This is a genomic window from Mesorhizobium sp. PAMC28654 (genome assembly GCF_020616515.1).
Classification (GTDB): domain Bacteria; phylum Pseudomonadota; class Alphaproteobacteria; order Rhizobiales; family Rhizobiaceae; genus Mesorhizobium.
In genome coordinates, this window is record NZ_CP085135.1 from 5,364,855 (window position 1) to 5,382,306 (window position 17,452).

Here is a 17,452-nt window from a genome sequence, read left to right on the forward strand (position 1 = left end):
CTATCCGCTCGGATTTTGCTCTAGAGATAGGGCGAGCCAAGCCATAGCAGCCGATCCAGCAGACGGATGACGAATGGCCGGGCCCTCAGCGCCTCGAGGGTTACGGGCGTGGCCGACGCCATGGCCGACCCGATCCGGTCTTCAATCTGCGCGGCAAAGCCGGCGTCGAGAACCTCCAGGTCGATCTCAAAGTTCAGCCGCAGCGATCGGGCGTCTAGATTGGAGGAGCCGACATAGGCCCATACGCCGTCGATCGAAAGCAGCTTCGAATGATCGAAGGCGCCATTCGCGCGCCAGATGCGGCAATAATTCTTCAGGATCTGGTCGAACTGCGCGGTCATCGCACGATCGACGAGGAACAGGTTGTTGACCGCCGGCACCACGACATCGATCTCGACGCCGCGCCTGGCCGCTGTCGTCAGCGCACTGATCAGTTCCCGGTCGGGCAGGAAATAGGGCGACATGATGCGGATCGATTTGCGGGCGACCGAGAAGGCGCCGATCAGCAGTTTGTGGTTCGTTTCGATGCTGCCGTCGGGGCCGGAGGCTACCGCCCGCGCCATCATCGGCAGGCCAGGGGCCGGCGAAAGCGGTGCTATCAGCCACTCGTCGCCCTTGAGCGGCTCGTTGGTGGCGAAGCGCCAGTCCCCGGCGGCGATCGAAAACAGGTCGGCCACGACCGGCCCGGTGACGTGAAAATGCGTGTCGTGGGCAGCGGCGGCGCCGACAAGCTCGGCCGAGAACGCCTTGCGGATGTTCATCCCGCCGGTAAAGGCAACCGCGCCGTCGATCACCAGGATTTTCCGGTGTGTCCTCAGATTGGCATAGGGCAGGCGCAGTCCCATGACGATGTTGCCGTTGAAGAGGGCGGCGGTGACATTGGCGTCGCGCAGATGGCCGAGAATGCTGGGGACGGAGTAGCGGGCGCCGACCGCATCGATCAGCACGCGCACGCTGACGCCGCGCCGCACAGCCTCGGCGAGCGCCTCGACGAAAAGCAGGCCGACGGTGTCATTGTCGAAGATGTATGTTTCAAGCAGGATGCTGCGCCGCGCGCCGCCAATCGCCGCGCACATGGCGGAATACGCCTCGTCACCCGTCCTCAAGACCGCAATTGCGTTTCCCGGGGTCAGGGCACGCCGCGCCACCCTGTCGCCCAGTATCTTCAGGCCGGTGAAGCGCGGGCCATATTGCTCGATGACCAGGTTTTCGGCGGCCTCGGTGCGAAGCGCTTCGGCGGACGTTCCGCTGCCTGGAAGCAGGCGCTGCGCGCTGATCGACGCGCGACGAATGCGATTGATGCCCGCCACCGCATAGACCAGCACGCCGATGATCGGCGACAAGAGCATGACGCCGACCCACCCGGTGGCCGAGCGCACGTCCTCCTTGGTCATGGCGGCATGCGCGATGCCTACGGTCGCCATGACCACCGAGATGATCGCGAGAATCTGAGGCCAGTGAGTCGCCAGTGTCTGCCACATGGCCAAGACTATCGAGCGACCGGCTGCAGAACGCAATGCAATGCAACGCATCACGCTTCGCGTTGAGGCAGAAGCGACGCGGCTTGGAAGCCGCGGCCGATTCTGGGATCGTCCTCTCGGACCTTCAGTCCTGACGCAGGAAGGCGGCGTCCTCGCGCAGCACGACAACGGTTGGCCTCTCGGCGGAGAAGCCGTCGCGTATTGCGGCTTCCAGTTCGGCGGTGCTTTGTGGGCTGGCGGTGAGACAGCCATAGGCTTCGGCGAGCTTGATGAAATCCGGATTGTGCTGGTTGACGCCGATGGTGGGGATGTCGCGGGCGATCATGCCGTCGCGGATCTGCGCGAGGCTGTCATTGTTCCAGAGCAGCACGACCAGCGGCAGCTTCTGCTCAACCGCGGTGCCGAGTTCCTGCAGCGTGAACTGGAAGCCGCCGTCACCGACGATCGCCATCACCGGCTGGTCCGGCGCCGCGATCTGTCCACCGATCGCCGCCGGCAAGGCATAGCCCAGCGTGCCGTAGCCTGCCGGGAAGAACCATTGTTTCGGCCTTTCTGTGGGAAAGAAGGCATACCCGGTATAGGCGAGCTGCGTCATGTCGGTGTAGACGACGCCATCGGCGGGCAGGGCGCGGCGCAGCGCGTCCAATACCTTGACGTGCTTGCGTTCCAGCGGGGTCAGTGCGGCCCGCTCGGTTGCCCGGACATTGGCGATTTCGTTCGAACCGTTGAAGCCACCGGCAGTGGCCTGGGGCAGGGCGGACAGGATCATGTCGATCGCTTCGCTCGAATCGGCATGCAGCGCCACCGTCGTGTCATAGTCGCGAGCGAGAGCCGCCGCGTCGATGTCAATGCGGATGATCTTGCCGGTCATCGGCAGGGGACCGTCCAGCCAGATGTCGGGCTCCGCCAGCTCCGTGCCGATGCAAAGCACGACATCGGCGGAGGCGATCAGAGCCTGCGTGGCCGGCCGGTCCAGCGTGGCTTCCAGCGCGAGCGGATGCGAATCCGGGATCGCGCCCTTGCCGGCAATGGTCGGCACGACGGCGGCGCCCACCGTTTCCGCCAGCTTGCGTAATCTGTCGCTGGCGCCGAGACTGCCACCACCGGCGATGATCACCGGCCGCCTGGCGGACGCGAGCAGCTTTGCTGCCTCCAACGCATCCTCCGCGACAGGCGCCGGGCGGCCGCGCGCGGTGCGCCGCGTCACCGGCTTGTCGTCCATCGCCTTGAACACGTCGAGCGGAATGGAAATGTGCACGGGTCGCGGACGTCCGGTCTCGAATACGGCGAACGCGCGCGCCACCAGTTCGCGCACTTGCTCCGGATCGGAGGCGATCGCGGAAAACGCCGTCAGCGGCGCGGTCACCTGTGACTGGTCCGTGATTTCATGCAGGCGCCCGCGCCCCATGCCGAGATCCTTGTTGGCGGCGACGCTCGAAATCAGCAGCACCGGCACGCTGTCCGAATACGCCTGGCCGAGCGGGGTGGCGGCATTGGTGACACCTGGCCCCGAGATCAGCAGGCAGACGCCAGGGCGGCCGGACATGCGGGCATAGCCGTCGGCCATGAAGCCGGCGCCCTGCTCATGGCGCACGCCGATGTGGCGGATGCCGGCGGCATTCATGCCGCGATAGGCTTCCAGCGTGTGGACGCCGGGCATGCCGAAGACCGTATCCACCCCATAGGCTCGCAAGAGCTGCATCAGCCGGCTGCCACAGGAAATCGCGTCGGACATTTTTATCTCTTTCTCTTCAGGTTCATTTCGCGGCGTCGGCGAGGCCGGACAGGATGGCACCATACTCGTCGGCAACGACGAGCAGACCGGCGCCGAGCTCCAGCGCGACCGTTCGCTCGGTTCGCGTCCAGGCCGGCATGATCCACGGCTTGCCCGCGGCGCTTGCCGCGGCGGCGATGCGCCGGATGGCCGCCTTGTCTTCGTCGGTGTTGCGATAGGCGCCGCGCCCGCTGTCCAGCGACAGGTCGCTCGGGCCGACGAACACGCCGTCGACCGTCGGCAACGCCAGGATGGCTTCGACGTCGTTCAGCGCGGCCGCCGACTCGATCATCGGATAGCAGCGCGTGCCGATGTTTTCGCGCTCATAGTAGTCGGGCGAGACGACATTGTAGCGGGCAGGACGCGTGCCGGAAAAACTGCGATTGCCGAGCGGCGGGTATTTTGCCGAAAGCGTGACCTTGCGCGCATGTTCGAGGTCGCCGATATGCGGAATGATGACGCTGTCGCAGCCCATGTCGAGCGCCTGCTGGATGGGGATCGCTTCAGGCCCGAGCACCTTGGCGTGCATTTTCATGCCCAGCGCCTTGCCGAGCGCGACGATGCGGTCGGTGGCCTCGAGGTCGAAGAGGCCGTGCTCGATGTCGAGCACGATATGCCGGTAGCCGATGTCATGGGCGATCTCCATCATCGCCTGATGCGGGGTCGACAGCCAGACGGCGAAATCATCGATCTGCTCAGCCATGCGGCGCCTGGTCCTTCTTGTTGCGTTCGGCGATCATGCCGTCGATGTCCACGAGATCCTGCAGGCGTGCACCGGCCTCGATTTTTCGTACCCAGCTGCCTTCATCCTCCTGGTCGAACAGCGCCACGGACGTCACGCCCTCGACCTGATTGGGCGGCAGCACGAGGATGCCGCAATCGTCGGCGAGCACCGCGTCACCAGGGTTGACGGCGACGCCGCCGCAACTGACGGGAATGTTGAAGCCGCCACCCAGATTGAGCAGCTTGGTGGTGATCGGCGACACGCCACGAGCCCAGGTCGGCACGCCGGCGGCGCGGATGGCGGCGGGGTCGGTGACGACGCCATCGATGATGACGCCCGCGAGGCCGCGCACCTTGGCCACCGCCGCCATGAAGCCGCCCCACGGCGCATGCCGCTCATCGCCGGCACGGTCGATCACCAGTATGTCGCCTGGCCGCACGCGGTCCATCGCGTAATAGAGCAGCGTGGAATCGGCGCCGGGGATCGACACCGTCACAGCGGTTCCGGCAACGCGGACGCCGTCGATCAGCGGCCGGATGTCGGTGCGCATGAAGCGGTCGTGGAGATAATGACCGACGGTCGCGGCTTCGACCTTTGCAAGACGCTCGACCAGCGAGCGATCGAGCAAGGGAGGGATCTGTTCGATCCTGTAGGAACGTATGCTCATCAAATATCCTAGTCTTTCAGGAGGTGAATGGCTGCCGAGGGGCAGGAGACCGTGACCGGTTGCCCGATGGCGACCGTATCCGCGCCGTCGGCGTTGCGCGCGCGTACGGTAATGGTTTCTCCGCTGGCGAGACGGACGGCATAAAGCCGGTCGGTGCCGATGTAGACGGTTCCGGCGACCGACCCGGCGAAGCATGTGGCCGCGGATCCGGCGGGCGAGGCAAAGCTCAATGCTTCGGGGCGGACGGCGAGGGTGCAGGATTGATCGACATCGAACCTCCTGTCCGCGCGCAGCGAAAAGGCGGCGCCGCCGGCCTCGACTTCGAAAAGGCCGTCGCGCTTGCCGCTTACCGTGGCCGCCAGCATGTTCATGTCGCCGATGAAGCCGGCGGTGAAGCGATCCGCGGGACGTTCGTAGATGCCGATGGGATCGTCGACCTGCCGCACCAGGCCTGCGCTCATGACCGCAATGCGGTCCGACATGGTCAGCGCTTCTTCCTGGTCGTGGGTCACGAAGACGAAGGTGATGCCCAGCCTGCGCTGCATCTCCTTCACCTCGAGCTGCATCTCGCGCCGCAGTTTCAGGTCCAGTGCGCCGAAAGGTTCGTCGAGCAGGAGTACGGACGGCTCATTGACGAGGGCGCGCGCCAGCGCCACGCGCTGCTGCTGGCCGCCCGACAATTCCGACGGCTTGCGCTTGGCAGCGTGGCGCATGCGGACTAGGTCTAGCGCGGCGCAGACCCGGTCACCGCAGTCCGCGCGCGGCACGCGTTTGACCGCCAGGCCGAAGGCGACATTGTCCTCGACGCTCAGATGCGGGAACAGCGCGTAACTCTGGAAGACCGTGTTCACGTTGCGCAGATGCGCCGGAAGGTCGGAGACATCCTGGCCCTGCAGCAGAATCCTGCCCTTGGTTGGTGTCTCGAAGCCGGCGATCATGCGCAGCGTCGTCGTCTTGCCGCAGCCGGACGGACCGAGGAACGTGAAGAACTCACCCGTCGCGATGGTCAGGTTCATGTCGTCGACAGCCAGTTGGCCTGACGCTCTGTCGAACGCCTTGCTGACGCCGATCAACTCGATCGCCGGGCGGCCCGTGGCGCCCGCGAGGGTTTTCTGCTTGATGGTCATCTACAAATCCGGCTTGTTGCGATGCGGCTCCAGGCCAGGCGGCAGGAGCCGCCAGGCTTTTCGCGGTTCGGCCCGCTATTGCGCCGTTTTCACCTTCGTCCAGCCGTCCTGGTAGAGTTTCGTGGCATCGCCGGTGTCGAGGATGAAGTCGACTTTCTTGAGCGAATCCGCCGGCGGATAAATCGCTACGTTGCCGGAAACCTCCTTCGGCAACAGCGCCTTGGCGGCGTCGATCACCGTTGCCGATTTGCTGAGATTGGCTGCCTTGGCGGCGACCTCCGGTCGCATGATATAGTCGATGAACTTGTGGGCGGCATCGACATTCCTGGCGCTCTTGGGGATCGCAAATCCGTCGATCCACATCGAGCCACCCTCTTGCGGGATCACGTAGCGCACATTCGGGCTCTCGCTGAGGATCTGCGTGATGTTGCCATTCCAGGCCTCGACGATGCAAGCTTCGCCGGACGCCACCAGCTCGGCGAAGTTGGTGCTGTTGTAGCCGCCGAGCACTTTCTTCTGCTCGATCAGCGATTGCGTCGCCTTTTCGATCTCGGCCGCGTTCGTGGTGCCCGCCCGGAAGCCGTTGACCTGGAGGCCGACGATATAGGCGGCCAGCATGTTGTCCAGCATGTAGACGCGGCCTTGATACTGGGGGTCCCACATCGCCTTCCAACTGGTGATCGGCTGCTTCACGCAATCGGTGTTGTAGGCGAGCCCGGTGGTGCCCCAGATGTAAGGCACGGAGTATTTCTGGCCGGCATCGTAGGAGACGTTCTTGAAGTCCGCCGAAAGGTTGGAGAGATTGGGTATCTTGGAATGGTCGAGTTCCTGCAACAGCCCCTGCTTCGACAAGACCTGCACGGTGTACTGGCTTGGCTCGATCAGGTCGAAGCCCGAGGCGCCCGCGGAGAGCTTGGCCATCATGGTCTCGTTGGAATCGTAGGTGTCCATCGTCGTGGCAATGCCGGTTTCCTTGGCGAAATCGTCGACGATTTCCTGCGGCAACTCGCTTGCCCAGGCGTATATGTGCAGTTCCTCGGCGGAGGCGGCCAGGCTGGCAGCCAGCAGCGCCGTGGTGGCGAGAAGCAGTTTGTATTTCATCATGGCAGTTCCCCTTTGTTTTGGGCGCGTCTAGCGGCCTAGCGCACCGTCTTTAGATAGCGTCCCAGCACCAGCAGGATCGCCAGCACGTTGACGCCGATGAGAATGGTGCCGAGCGCGTTGATCTTGGGAGTGAGCCCTGTCTTGAGCATCGCGTAGATCTGGATCGGCAGCGGCGTCGTTCCGACGCCTGACACGAAGGTCGACATGACGAAGTTGTCGAAGGAAATGACAAGCGAAAGCAGGACCGCGGACAGTATGGCGGGCGCCAGCAGCGGCAGCGTGACGCGCATGAAGATCTGCGCGCTGTTGGCGCCGAGATCCGCGGCCGCCTCGTCGAGACGGGGGTCCAGTCCGGCCGCGGCGGCGCGCACGATAAGGAAGGTGAACGGCGCCGAAACAAGCGTGTGTCCGGCGACCAGCGTGGAATAGCCCAGTGTGACGCCCGACCAGACGGTGGCAACCAGCAGCCCGACCGCCAGCACGATCTCGGGCAGAACCAATGGCGCGATCAGGACGGTGGAGAACAGGTTCTTGGCGGGGAATTTCCGCTTTACAACCGCGAGCGCAGCGCTGGTGCCGATCACCGTGCTCAACAGCGCCGAGATGGACGCCACGAAGGCGCTGACCTTGATGCTTGCCTGCAAACCACGGTCGCTGAAGACCTGCGCGTACCAGTCGAGCGAGAACCCGGTCCAGACCACCGTGGAGCGGCCGCTGTTGAACGAATAGACGACCAGGATCACCAACGGCGCGAACAGGAATACATAGCCGGCGAATGTCAGTACGGGCACGAACAGCGATGACGGTCGGAATCTTGTCATGCCCGCGCCGCCTCGACCCGGCTGAGCAGCCGCATGTAGAAGACGATCACCACCGACGACAGCACCAGCATCACCACCGACACGGCCGCACCGAGCGGGATGTTGCGAAATTCGAGGAACAGCTGAACGATCAGATTGCCGAGAATGATGCTCTTGCCGCCGCCGAGCAGAACGGGAATGGCATAGACGCCCATGGCCGGCACGAACACGAACAGGATCGCCGCCATGACGCCGGGCAGCGAAAGCGGAAAAGTTACCCGCCAGAACGCCTCCAAAGGGCTGGCGCCGAGGTCGTTGGCGGCCTCGATCAGGCGGCGGTCGATGCTGTTCAGCGAAGCATAGATCGGCAGAACGGTGGTCGGCAGGAAGGCATAGAGCATGCCGACCAGCACCGCCGGATAGGTGCCGATCATGCGGATGGGCTCATCGACAATTCCAACTCCAGTCAGAATTCCATTGAGCGTGCCGTTGCGGCCGAGCAGCACCATCCAGCTCGACATGCGGATCATGAAATCGACCCAGAACGGAATGAGCAGCAGCGCCAGCAGCAGAGTGGCATAGCGACCGGCGCGAAAGACGATGAAATAGGCGATCGGGTAGCCAAGCAGGACCGAGATTGCCGTCGAGGCGAAGGCAAGGCGCAGCGAATTGAGGAAGATCGGCAGGTAGGTCGCCTGGAACAGCTCGCGGTAGCTGTCAAGCGTGAAGCCGGTGACGACAGCGCCATAGGCGTCGCGCCCGGCGAAGCTGTAGGCGACGACGATGAACAGCGGAATGGCCAGCAGCAGCACGGCCATGATCAGCGAAGGAGCGAGCATCGCCAGCGTGGTCAGGCTGTATGCTCGCTGGCTCATCTCATGCCTCCGTCGTCTGCCTTGCGGGCGGCACCTTGGCGGGGCGCACCACATCCACCACCCCGCTGATCGTCAGGTGATCGCGCATGGCCCGCTCGGCGCGATCGGGATCATGCGCTTCCAGCGCCGAGCGGATGGCATCGAAATTGTCGAGCTCGTCCTGCATCAACGTTACCGGCATATGCGAGACGTAGAGGCTGCGCACGGACAGCGCGTAGAGGCGCGTCAAGGCCTGGGCGAGATAATGGTTGCCGCTCGCCTGTGCCACGAGCCGATGCATGCGTTCGTCGATGCCGAGATGCCAGTTTATGTCCGGCTGTCGCTCGTCCACTCCGGCCCGTGCCTCCGACATCAGCGCAGCGAACTCGGCAAGCTGCGCCTGCGTGATGCGCACGGCAGCCATCCGCACGGAAAGGATTTCCGACTGCAGGCGGAATTCATGCAGGTGGAAGAAGTCGGAAGCCGATGTCGCCGACACGAAATAGCCGCGCTGCGGCACCGACAGGACGAGGTCCTCCTGCGCGAGACGCTGCAGTGCCTCCCGCAGCGGTGTGCGCCCGACCGAGAGCATTTCCATGCATTCACGTTCGTTGATCGGCGAGCCGGGTTTCAAATCGGCGCGAATGATGGCGGTCCGCAGCCCCTCATAGGCGGTGTCGCTTTGGCGTTTCTTGGGTGCGCTTGCGAGCATTGGTTGCCATATATCGAAAATATATTTTCAATATACAATCGCAGGAGCGGTGGCCTGTCAACCCTCCGCCTGTTCGAAAAGGGCCGCGGCCGATAGGCGGCCGGAGCCACCCGATTGTCAGAAGCTGCTGGGTATTGGATCATCAGCCCCCTTCATCCTCAGCAAGGGCTGAGGTCATGGGTTGGCTGTTCGTGCGCCCGGCAAGAGTGGTTGTGGGAATGCCGCATTGCTCGCAGCCGTCAGCGACGAGCCTGATTCGAAAGATGCCAGTTTGGTGGAGATAGGCGCCTTGAAGACGCCCTTCAGCGGAACTGAAGTCCGCCGGTCGGCCCGGGTTCTAGCCGGAGCAGGCCGGCTTGGGCAAAAGCCGGCTACCCGCCTCCCAGAAAGCCAGCTTGGCTTGTTCGCGTTTGTTCGCGACTTGCGCGTCTGGGGCCGACTTTATGGGCAGGCGGAAACCGAACGGCGCGGCCGGCTCGCCGCCGCGCTCAATCCAGTAATCATCCATGTTCACATGCATCATCCGCCGGCGCTTGCGGCGGCGCTGGTTGATGACGTGTCTGGCGTTGGAAACCGCCATGAAATGCCCGCTGCTGACGTTTGAAACCAATCCCTGCAGGATGAGCAGTACGGCATCCTTGGGTCGCAGGCCGCCGAGGCACCGGGTTGCCGTGATGAGCGCGCGTTTGGCATCGGTTGCCTTCGGCCCCTGCATGCCGCCGATTGCCACGCTGCTGCCGGTGTAGCCGGATCGGACAAAGATGAAGCCGGCCGTGCACAAGGTGTAGCCGTCCCGCGCCCGCGAAAGCCTCAGGGCGAAAACACCCTCGTGGCGGCTGCCGCAATGATCGGCGAGCAGCAGATGGATCCTGTAGCTTTCGCTTCGTCCTTCCACCATCCCCACGTCCATGGCATCTCCACGCCACAGCGCTCGCAGGACTTCGGGCGCCAATACTTCGCCTGCGATGCGGAAGTGATTGGTAAGCAGTTTCAGCCTGTCGCACGCCGAGGCGCCGTGGATGAAAAAGGTTCCCAGGGATTTGCGCAGCAGATCATCGTGCGGGCATCCCAATGCGTTCCGCCTGGCGAAGTTGCCGAGGAACGTCAGCCAGTTCAGAGTCATGGCTGGGCGGACAAGGAAACGCAGGCAAAAGACGACCGACCGTTTGAGCGTCATGCGGCTTCCCAGCCCCAGCACCTGACGCCATATGGGAGAAGGCTCCGACCTGACTGGCGTTGGCGGGGCCTGATTGCCTGGGCATGATGCGTCCTCGACAAGCGAGCAATACACGATGCCTGCCGAGGCATGCATGTCGGAATCGAGCTTCCAGCTGGGTGGCAAGGCGTTTTTCCCTCGGACTGATTGCGCCGCAAGAGATGAAGCGAGACATCTCGGCCGTGCTTTGCCCAAGGCCTGTCAAGAAATGGCGGAGAAACCCTCTGGATATCGTGCGCGACGATGCGGCATCATTCATCTCACACAGACCGCGCGTCGCGACGGGCCGCGTCAGCGTTCAGGAAGACTTGGAAACCCGCTTGGATATCAGCAGGACAGCGCGAGCCTCAGGTCTCGGAATCGCATGGCAACACGATCGTGATCGAGGCGCCGCCACCCTCCCTTTGGTCGAGCTGGAGCCTGCCGTCATGGGCTCTTGCGATGGCCTCGACCACCGAAAGACCAAGGCCGGTGCCGCCGGTCGTACGCGACCTCGAGGGATCGCCGGTGATGAACATGCCGAATGGGGAACGACGGAAAACGTCGTCGGGTAGACCCGGCCCCCGGTCCAGTATGCGGACAAACACCTCGTGATCGCCGAGGCGTCCGGTTTCGCACCGCATGACGCCGCCGGAGGCGGCGTAGCGGCAGCAGTTTTCGACCAGCGCCAGCATTGCCTGGCGCAGTCGCAATGGATCCGCCTTCGTCCGTGCGGGGTCGAGATCGGACTCGATCGTCATGCCCGCCGCCGCGAGAAGTGGTCGTGCCGAATCAATGAGCCTTTCCGCTTGCAGGGCGAGATCGATGCGGCTGCGCTCGGTCACCAGTTGCTGGGCTGTCGCCAGCGACAGCATCCGCAGGTCCTCGACCAGCCGCGCCAGTCCTTCAGCTTGTGAAAGAAGAAGGCGAAGCCGGCTCTCCTCGAGCGGGAAGACACCGTCGAGCATGCCCTGGATCGTGCCTTGCAGGACGGTGAGGGGGGTGCGCAGTTCGTGTGCGACCGCCATCGTATTGAAGCGCAGCCTCTTTTCCATGTTGTCGAGATCGGCTGCAAGCGCGTTGAACGTATCGGTCAGCGTCGCGATCTCGCTGGCGCCCTTGCCCATGGGGATGCGCACGGAGAAATCGCCTCGGCGCAAGTCCTCGGTGGCCAAGGTCAGGATTTCGAGCGGGCGGCTGATGCGTCGCGCCAGCCAATAGCCGATCAGGCCGCAGAGGACGGCGGCCAGGAGGCTGAACCCTATGATCGATACGTAGAGACGCGCATTGCCCGCGTCATTGAAGGCGGGCAACTGGGCGACGAACTGCATCAAGTCGTCCTGGTTCGGTGCTCTGCCTGTCGAGATGTCGCGATAGGCCTGGCTGAGCCGGGATGGCAATTTGTCGAGAAGCTCGTTCTCGATCCGGTCCGAATACCAGCTTATTCCAGCATAGGTGATGGCGATGCTGAGCAGCAGCATGGCGACAATCGTCAAAGCCGTCAGTATAGCGCGACGATCTGGATGAGACGTGAGCGGCGATCTGGATGAGATTCTCAGGTCGCGGTCACGTGCAAATTATCATGCTGATTGTCGCTGGCAAGGCCTTCATCTATTTCTGATTGCCGCTCCGCGACAAGTTCGTGTTTGTTCTTGATTGTCGCGTAAGAGGCTGGCCTGCCGCGCTGGCGTTTGGCTTCCATGGCGGATCTGCGCCGGTAGCTTTCGACGTTCATCTCGAAGATCGTTGCGTGGTGAACAAGTCGGTCCACTGCGGCGAGGGTCATGGCGGGGTCCGGAAAGATTCTGTTCCATTCTCCGAAGGGCTGATTGGCGGTGATCATGATGGAACGCCGCTCATATCTTGCGCAGATGAGTTCGAAGAGCACGCTCGTTTCGGCCTGGTCCTTGGTGACGTAGGCCAGATCGTCGAGGATGAGCAGATCGAACTTGTCGAGCTTGGCGATGGCGGCTTCGAGCTGCAGCTCTCGCCGCGCGATCTGGAGCTTCTGCACGAGATCGGTGGTTCGGGCGAACTGCACGCGCCAGCCGTTCTCAATGAGGGCGAGTCCGATCGCTGCCGCAAGATGCGACTTTCCGCCACCGGGTGGGCCGAACAACAGGATATTGGCGCCCTTGGCGAGCCAGCTGTCACCGGCGGTCATGGCCATGACCTGGGCCTTGGAGACCATGGGTACGGCGTCGAAGGCGAAGCTGTCGAGCGTCTTTCCGGGCGGCAGATGCGCTTCGGCCAGATGCCGTTCGATCCTGCGATGTGCCCGTTCGGCCAGCTCATGCTCGGCGATGGCCGAGAGGAACCGGGCGGCGGGCCACCCCTCTCTATCGGCCTGCTCGGCAAATTGCGCCCAGAGCGTCTTGATCGTCGGTAGCCGGAGTTCGTTGAGCATGATGCCGAGGCGGGCTTCGTCGATGGTGTGGGCGTTGCTCATGCGACGTCTCCCACATGGGTTGCCCCGATCAGGGCTTCATAGCCGTTAAGGGAAGCGAGTTGCACCAAGACGGTCGGCAGCCGTGCGGGGTCCGGGCCGAGGAGGGTTCGCAAGACGGCAATATCGGGCAGGTCGCCGGCGTCGAGGGTCTCGGTGAGTTGCTCGGCAAGCTCACGCTCGCAGCCTCGATCGTGGGCCAGCGCCAGCAGATCGACCATGATCTTGCACGCCTGCCTGTCCGGCAGCCGCTCAATGAGCTCGTCGAAGGCCCTGCGGTATTCCTGCCGCGGGAAGAGCTTGTCACGATAGACGAGATTAAGAAGCGCCATCGGCTTTTTGCGCAGGGAATGGATGACGTGCCGATAGTTGACGACCTGATCGTGCCTCCCGTCGGCATGGCCTCGGCCCCTGGGCAGCGTCATCAGGCTTTGTTCCTCCCATAAAGACCTCGAGGCGATCATCGAACAGGCGGATGCGAAGCCGATGTCCGATCAGGCGGGAGGGAACGGTGTAGAAGACCTTGCGCAAGGTGAAGCCGCCGGTCCGCGACACGGTGACGACCACCTCCTCGAAGTCGCTGGTCCGCTGGTCTGGAAGTTCCTGCAGTTGAGGGCGTTCGGCATCGATGCGCTTGCCATGATTGGCGTTGTGCCGGCTGACGATCTCGTCGATGAAGGCTCGATACGCGCCGAGATCGTCGAAATTTCTGCTGCCGCGCATCAGAAGGGCGTCACGGATGGCATCCTTGAGATGGCCATGGCTGCTTTCGATCGAACCGTTCTCGTGCGCGATGCCCTTGTTGTTGCGGGTCGGCGTCATGCGGTAGTGCGCGCAAAGCTCTTCGTAGCGATGCGTGAGATCCTCCTTCGCATCGGCGCTGAGGTTGCGGAAAGCCGCCGACAGGCTGTCGCTGCGATGATAGAGCGGCGCTCCCCCAAGCGACCACAGCGCGTTCTGCAGTCCTTCGGCCAGGGCCACGAAGCTCTCGCCGCCGAGAATGACATGGGTGTGTTCAAAGCCGGACCAGGCGAGCCGGAAGTGGTAGAGTAGATGATCAAGAGACTGGCCGGCGATCGACACGTCAAGGCTGCCCATGTCGGTAAAATCCGATAGCCCGAGTCGGCCGGGTTCGTGAAGCTGGCGGAAGATAACCTCCTGCTCTTCGCCGTGGATGGCACGCCATGACCGGATGCGCCGCTCCAGCGTTCGGCGAATGCCCGCGCTCAGTTCCGGGTGCCGCCGCAGCATCTCCTCATAGATGGCGACAACACGGATGCCTGGCGCCGCCTTCAAAAGGGGAACGACCTCGGCATCGAAGATATGCTCGAGAGGGTCAGGCCTCCGCCGGCCACGAGCCTTTTGCTTTTGCGATGGCAGGTGCGCGTCCGTCTTGATGCGATAGGCCGTCGCCCTGCTGATCGACGCCTTGGCGGCGGCGACCTCGATAGAATTGTTTTGTCGGTACTTCATAAAAAGCCTCGTCTGATGATCGGTTACATGGCGACCCGGCACAAAGATGGTTCTCCATTCCAGAAAACCACCAAGCTACCGGGCCGACCGCGATCATAAGACGCTGAAAAATTGCGCGGCGGCGGGGGTGTAACTCCGGTCGGGCTACGCCCTCCCTTCGTCACACCCCCGCCGCCGAGTCTCATCCTGATTGACGCTGAGTCTCACCTTGTTTGTCGCCGCGCACCGTCAGAGTGCTGAGCGAGAGACGGCGCCGTTTCATCGCGGCTTGCCAAAGCGATAGCCGACGCCGCGCACCGAACTCAGATAGTCGGTGGCGCCCAGATGGCCCAGCTTGTGCCTCAGATTGGCGATATGGGTGTCGACGGTGCGGACCAGTGCATCGCTGTCGGGCAGGCAGGCGTCGAGAATGTCGGAGCGGTCGAAGGCGTGCGTCGGCCGGCGGATCATATAGGCAAGAATGCGGAACTCGCTCAACGTCAGCGGCAGCGACGCCCGCTTCGCGCCGGTGGTGACGAATGCCGAATGGGCGTCGAGGTCCACCTCGATGTTGTCGTGGCTGAGCACCGTGTTGGCGCCGCCGCCGCGCGTGCGCCGCAGGACGGCATTGACGCGGGCCACCACTTCCTGCGGGTTGAACGGCTTGACGACATAGTCGTCGGCGCCGAGGCGCAGGCCCGACAAGCGGTCGATATCCTCGGCGAGCGCCGTCACCATGATCGCCGGCGTATTCCCCTCGCGCCGCAGCCGCGCCAGGACTTCAAATCCATCAAGGCGCGGTATGCGCACGTCGAGCAGAACCAGATCGGGCGAAAGCACCTTGTGATGCTGAAGCGCGGTTTCGCCGTCCGCGGCGCGCACCGTCCTGAACCCGTCACGTACAAGATATGCGTCCAGGATATGCGCGATTTCCGGCTCGTCTTCCACCACCAGGATGAGACCCTTGTCGATCATTGGCAAAGCTCCCATTCAGCGCCCGTGCGGTGCCTTATGCGGTGGAAATCCGGCCCTGCCAATTCCCGGTGGTCAGCAGGCGGGGTGAAAGCGCTGGTCCACGCAGGATACGCGCCGTATCTCCGCGAATTCTTGACAAACCTCGAGAGTTGGGCGCGCCATCTCTTCCCGAGAGGCGGCAACTCACCGTGCAGGTTTCACTTCCGGCGCCGGTCTGGTGGAACGGAACGACGGCCGACGCGATCAAGGACGGCATGGAGTACCGCATGGCAGCCGAGATCGCGTGGCGCGCCAGCCATGATAGCCTGAAAATTGTGGCGAGCTGGATGCAGTGGTGGTGATAGGGTATAAATATTATCTTAAGCTATGTGTGAAAGCATGCCCGCACAAATAATATGCTTGAGCAATCGGATAGATGAAAGAATACATATCCGAAGGTCCTGTTGATGTTAGGCAGGCGAGACGAATATTCTTCGGTACGATGAGTTCGGCATTGCTCTCGTCTCAATTATGTATTTTTTTTCGAAAATTATGATAGGCTTATATTCATTCACTCCTGTATTTTTTCTGTCATGGGTGTTTATAGCTATTTCGATTTACTGCAGGTTTCGTAAGATGCTGGCCATGAGCGCGGCATTGGAAGTTGTTGGCTTCGGTATCCTTATTACAGTGCCTTTGCTCGTTCTGTCGTACATAGTGATATCGTTCGATTTTCCTCTTGCCGACGGAAAATTGGCGTCGATGGATAGCGCTCTAGGATTCGACTGGCATGGCTTCATCCGCTTCGTTGATGCTCGCCCTCTATTGTCTCGAGTTCTTTTAGAGGCCTACCAAACTATTTCTTATCAACTTATACTTATCCCGATGGCTTTAGTCGTGTTTGGTAGACAGCAGCGCGCTTATGCGATGATGACTGGGTACTGCATGCTGTGTGTGTTGGCGTGCTTTATTTCGATGTTTTTCCCAGCTCTCGGTACTTACGCATACTACGGTTTGACGTACCAAAGTGTAAATAACATAAATCCATATTTTGCCCTGTCACCTGTCGAATCCTTTAATGCGGTTCGTGATAATTACGCCTACACTCTAACGGCGTCGAGCGCTGCTGGTCTTATATGCTTTCCATCTATCCATGCCGGAGTGGCGTATCTATGCACTTGGGCGGCTTGGGATGTGAAGGCGTTGAGATATCCAGTTCTCGTGCTTAATATTGTCATGTCTGTTGCGGCGGTGTCTCACGCTAATCACTATCTGGTAGATATCATTTCGGGCTTTGGGACGTCCGCGTTCGTTACCGTAGTGGTGACGGCCTTATTTTATAGGAATTCCAGGTGGCGCTCCATGCTTTCTCACCAGATTCATGCGCTTATTTCCGGCGCACGAAGTAAAGCGTAACCTACGGAAGAAACGTCAGTCATCCAGGATCGCCCCGACCGCTCCGCCGCGACATGCTCCAAGGTCTCTCTGGTCTTCGTGGTGGCGCTCGTACTCGACGATCCGAGACGCCAACATCTGCTCCGGCGTCTTACCCGTCGAGCCAGTGCCATCAGGTTCCACGAATTCCAGGCGTGCGAGGCGGACGAGAATGACATCTGAGTTGCATCCCCATCCGCACCACGACACTTCGCATGCCGCGGGCAGCTCGAATCCGATACCCTTACAACTATTGTCGATGGGAAACTCGACGAAGCCGAGCCACCGCGCATCAAGTTCGTCCAACTACTCGGACTCACGGTCGGGCTCCTCGACTGCCATGGCGTAGACCCTTCGGACGGTTGCTGCCGGATCTGGGAAACCAGCAGCGCGGTCGATTTCGATCTTTTGACGAATGGCTTGGTCGAACACGGTCGGAATTTGAGCCCGCGATGGCGAGACGTCGAACCAATGCACGCCCCACGCAGCCCAATTTGTTGGCCGTCGTGCCTATCGCTGCGTGGATTCGGAATGGTGTGGACGACAAGAGACTTCGGAACATAAGGCAGGCAGGCTGCCTTATGTTTCGGTAAGCGTCTGATTTTGTTAGATAAATTTGGTAGCGGGAGAGGGACTTGAACCCCCGACCCCAGGATTATGATTCCCGTGCTCTAACCAACTGAGCTACCCCGCCAGGGCGGTGAAAGGCCCGAAATCCGCCTTAAATC

At 62.0% G+C, this 17,452-nt stretch carries 16 protein-coding genes, 1 tRNA gene and 1 pseudogene; 2 read left to right on the forward strand and 16 right to left on the reverse strand.

Annotated elements, in window-relative coordinates:
- Window positions 1-20 precede the first annotated feature (20 nt).
- From LGH82_RS26305 to LGH82_RS26370, 14 genes and pseudogenes are all read right to left on the reverse strand, one after another.
- Window positions 21-1,481, reverse strand: a complete 1,461-nt coding sequence (locus LGH82_RS26305) for a phospholipase D-like domain-containing protein (protein ID WP_227345521.1) — start codon at window positions 1,479-1,481, stop codon at window positions 21-23.
- 124 nt (window positions 1,482-1,605) lie between these two features.
- The gene (locus tag LGH82_RS26310; protein ID WP_227345522.1) at window positions 1,606-3,216 is read right to left on the reverse strand and encodes a 5-guanidino-2-oxopentanoate decarboxylase; all 1,611 of its coding nucleotides are present in this window, start codon (window positions 3,214-3,216) and stop codon (window positions 1,606-1,608) included.
- A 22-nt stretch (window positions 3,217-3,238) separates the two neighbouring features.
- The gene (locus tag LGH82_RS26315) at window positions 3,239-3,958 is read right to left on the reverse strand and encodes an HpcH/HpaI aldolase family protein (protein ID WP_227345523.1); all 720 of its coding nucleotides are present in this window, start codon (window positions 3,956-3,958) and stop codon (window positions 3,239-3,241) included.
- Window positions 3,951-4,646, reverse strand: a complete 696-nt coding sequence (locus tag LGH82_RS26320; protein WP_227345524.1) for an RraA family protein — start codon at window positions 4,644-4,646, stop codon at window positions 3,951-3,953. Before LGH82_RS26320 ends, LGH82_RS26315 begins: the two co-directional genes overlap by 8 nt.
- A gap of 8 nt (window positions 4,647-4,654) precedes the next feature.
- Window positions 4,655-5,773 (reverse strand): ABC transporter ATP-binding protein, encoded by a 1,119-nt coding sequence (locus LGH82_RS26325; RefSeq protein WP_227345525.1) that lies wholly within the window; start codon window positions 5,771-5,773, stop codon window positions 4,655-4,657.
- Between the two features lie 75 nt (window positions 5,774-5,848).
- On the reverse strand, window positions 5,849-6,877 hold the full coding sequence (locus LGH82_RS26330; RefSeq protein ID WP_227345526.1) for a spermidine/putrescine ABC transporter substrate-binding protein: 1,029 nt from the start codon (window positions 6,875-6,877) through the stop codon (window positions 5,849-5,851).
- A 35-nt stretch (window positions 6,878-6,912) separates the two neighbouring features.
- The gene (locus LGH82_RS26335; RefSeq protein ID WP_227345527.1) at window positions 6,913-7,698 is read right to left on the reverse strand and encodes an ABC transporter permease; all 786 of its coding nucleotides are present in this window, start codon (window positions 7,696-7,698) and stop codon (window positions 6,913-6,915) included.
- Entirely contained in the window at window positions 7,695-8,552 is an 858-nt protein-coding gene (locus LGH82_RS26340) for an ABC transporter permease (protein ID WP_227345528.1), read from the reverse strand. Before LGH82_RS26340 ends, LGH82_RS26335 begins: the two co-directional genes overlap by 4 nt.
- A gap of 1 nt (window position 8,553) precedes the next feature.
- Complete coding sequence (locus LGH82_RS26345; protein ID WP_227345529.1) at window positions 8,554-9,243, reverse strand: GntR family transcriptional regulator; 690 nt, start codon at window positions 9,241-9,243, stop codon at window positions 8,554-8,556.
- A 337-nt stretch (window positions 9,244-9,580) separates the two neighbouring features.
- Entirely contained in the window at window positions 9,581-10,555 is a 975-nt protein-coding gene (locus LGH82_RS26350; RefSeq protein ID WP_227345530.1) for a DUF535 family protein, read from the reverse strand.
- Between the two features lie 251 nt (window positions 10,556-10,806).
- Window positions 10,807-11,919, reverse strand: a complete 1,113-nt coding sequence (locus LGH82_RS26355) for an ATP-binding protein (protein ID WP_227345531.1) — start codon at window positions 11,917-11,919, stop codon at window positions 10,807-10,809.
- A 74-nt stretch (window positions 11,920-11,993) separates the two neighbouring features.
- Window positions 11,994-12,887 carry an IS21-like element helper ATPase IstB gene (gene istB / locus LGH82_RS26360; protein ID WP_227344001.1) on the reverse strand — a complete coding sequence of 298 codons (894 nt, stop codon included), beginning with the start codon at window positions 12,885-12,887 and terminating at the stop codon, window positions 11,994-11,996.
- A pseudogene (gene istA / locus LGH82_RS26365) lies at window positions 12,884-14,357 on the reverse strand (IS21 family transposase). Before istA ends, istB begins: the two are co-directional and overlap by 4 nt.
- 258 nt (window positions 14,358-14,615) lie before the next feature.
- The gene (locus LGH82_RS26370; RefSeq protein WP_227349688.1) at window positions 14,616-15,308 is read right to left on the reverse strand and encodes a response regulator; all 693 of its coding nucleotides are present in this window, start codon (window positions 15,306-15,308) and stop codon (window positions 14,616-14,618) included.
- A 191-nt stretch (window positions 15,309-15,499) separates the two neighbouring features.
- On the opposite strand from LGH82_RS26370, the gene LGH82_RS26375 reads away from it, so the two are divergent.
- Together LGH82_RS26375 and LGH82_RS26380 are read left to right on the forward strand one after the other, a co-directional pair.
- A complete protein-coding gene (locus tag LGH82_RS26375) occupies window positions 15,500-15,652 on the forward strand; it encodes a hypothetical protein (protein ID WP_227345532.1) in 153 nt (50 codons plus the stop codon).
- A 274-nt stretch (window positions 15,653-15,926) separates the two neighbouring features.
- Window positions 15,927-16,706 carry a phosphatase PAP2 family protein gene (locus tag LGH82_RS26380; protein WP_227345533.1) on the forward strand — a complete coding sequence of 260 codons (780 nt, stop codon included), beginning with the start codon at window positions 15,927-15,929 and terminating at the stop codon, window positions 16,704-16,706.
- A 15-nt stretch (window positions 16,707-16,721) separates the two neighbouring features.
- Here the strand turns inward: LGH82_RS26380 and LGH82_RS26385 are convergent, their stop codons facing one another.
- Window positions 16,722-17,030 carry a hypothetical protein gene (locus LGH82_RS26385; protein WP_227345534.1) on the reverse strand — a complete coding sequence of 103 codons (309 nt, stop codon included), beginning with the start codon at window positions 17,028-17,030 and terminating at the stop codon, window positions 16,722-16,724.
- A 311-nt stretch (window positions 17,031-17,341) separates the two neighbouring features.
- Window positions 17,342-17,418, reverse strand: a tRNA-Met gene (locus LGH82_RS26390).
- Between the last annotated feature and the right edge of the window lie 34 nt (window positions 17,419-17,452).

What these genes read in the sequence shown, in the direction of transcription:
- LGH82_RS26325 (WP_227345525.1), bottom strand. Translation starts at nt 5,773, where the DNA reads ATGACCATCAAGCAGAAAACCCTCGCGGGCGCCACGGGCCGCCCGGCG.
- LGH82_RS26310 (WP_227345522.1), bottom strand. Translation starts at nt 3,216, where the DNA reads ATGTCCGACGCGATTTCCTGTGGCAGCCGGCTGATGCAGCTCTTGCGA.
- LGH82_RS26350 (WP_227345530.1), bottom strand. Translation starts at nt 10,555, where the DNA reads ATGCATGCCTCGGCAGGCATCGTGTATTGCTCGCTTGTCGAGGACGCA.
- LGH82_RS26335 (WP_227345527.1), bottom strand. Translation starts at nt 7,698, where the DNA reads ATGACAAGATTCCGACCGTCATCGCTGTTCGTGCCCGTACTGACATTC.
- LGH82_RS26355 (WP_227345531.1), bottom strand. Translation starts at nt 11,919, where the DNA reads ATGCTGCTGCTCAGCATCGCCATCACCTATGCTGGAATAAGCTGGTAT.
- LGH82_RS26315 (WP_227345523.1), bottom strand. Translation starts at nt 3,958, where the DNA reads ATGGCTGAGCAGATCGATGATTTCGCCGTCTGGCTGTCGACCCCGCAT.
- LGH82_RS26320 (WP_227345524.1), bottom strand. Translation starts at nt 4,646, where the DNA reads ATGAGCATACGTTCCTACAGGATCGAACAGATCCCTCCCTTGCTCGAT.
- LGH82_RS26305 (WP_227345521.1), bottom strand. Translation starts at nt 1,481, where the DNA reads ATGTGGCAGACACTGGCGACTCACTGGCCTCAGATTCTCGCGATCATC.
- istB (WP_227344001.1), bottom strand. Translation starts at nt 12,887, where the DNA reads ATGAGCAACGCCCACACCATCGACGAAGCCCGCCTCGGCATCATGCTC.
- LGH82_RS26340 (WP_227345528.1), bottom strand. Translation starts at nt 8,552, where the DNA reads ATGAGCCAGCGAGCATACAGCCTGACCACGCTGGCGATGCTCGCTCCT.
- LGH82_RS26380 (WP_227345533.1), top strand. Translation starts at nt 15,927, where the DNA reads ATGCTGGCCATGAGCGCGGCATTGGAAGTTGTTGGCTTCGGTATCCTT.
- LGH82_RS26330 (WP_227345526.1), bottom strand. Translation starts at nt 6,877, where the DNA reads ATGATGAAATACAAACTGCTTCTCGCCACCACGGCGCTGCTGGCTGCC.
- LGH82_RS26345 (WP_227345529.1), bottom strand. Translation starts at nt 9,243, where the DNA reads ATGCTCGCAAGCGCACCCAAGAAACGCCAAAGCGACACCGCCTATGAG.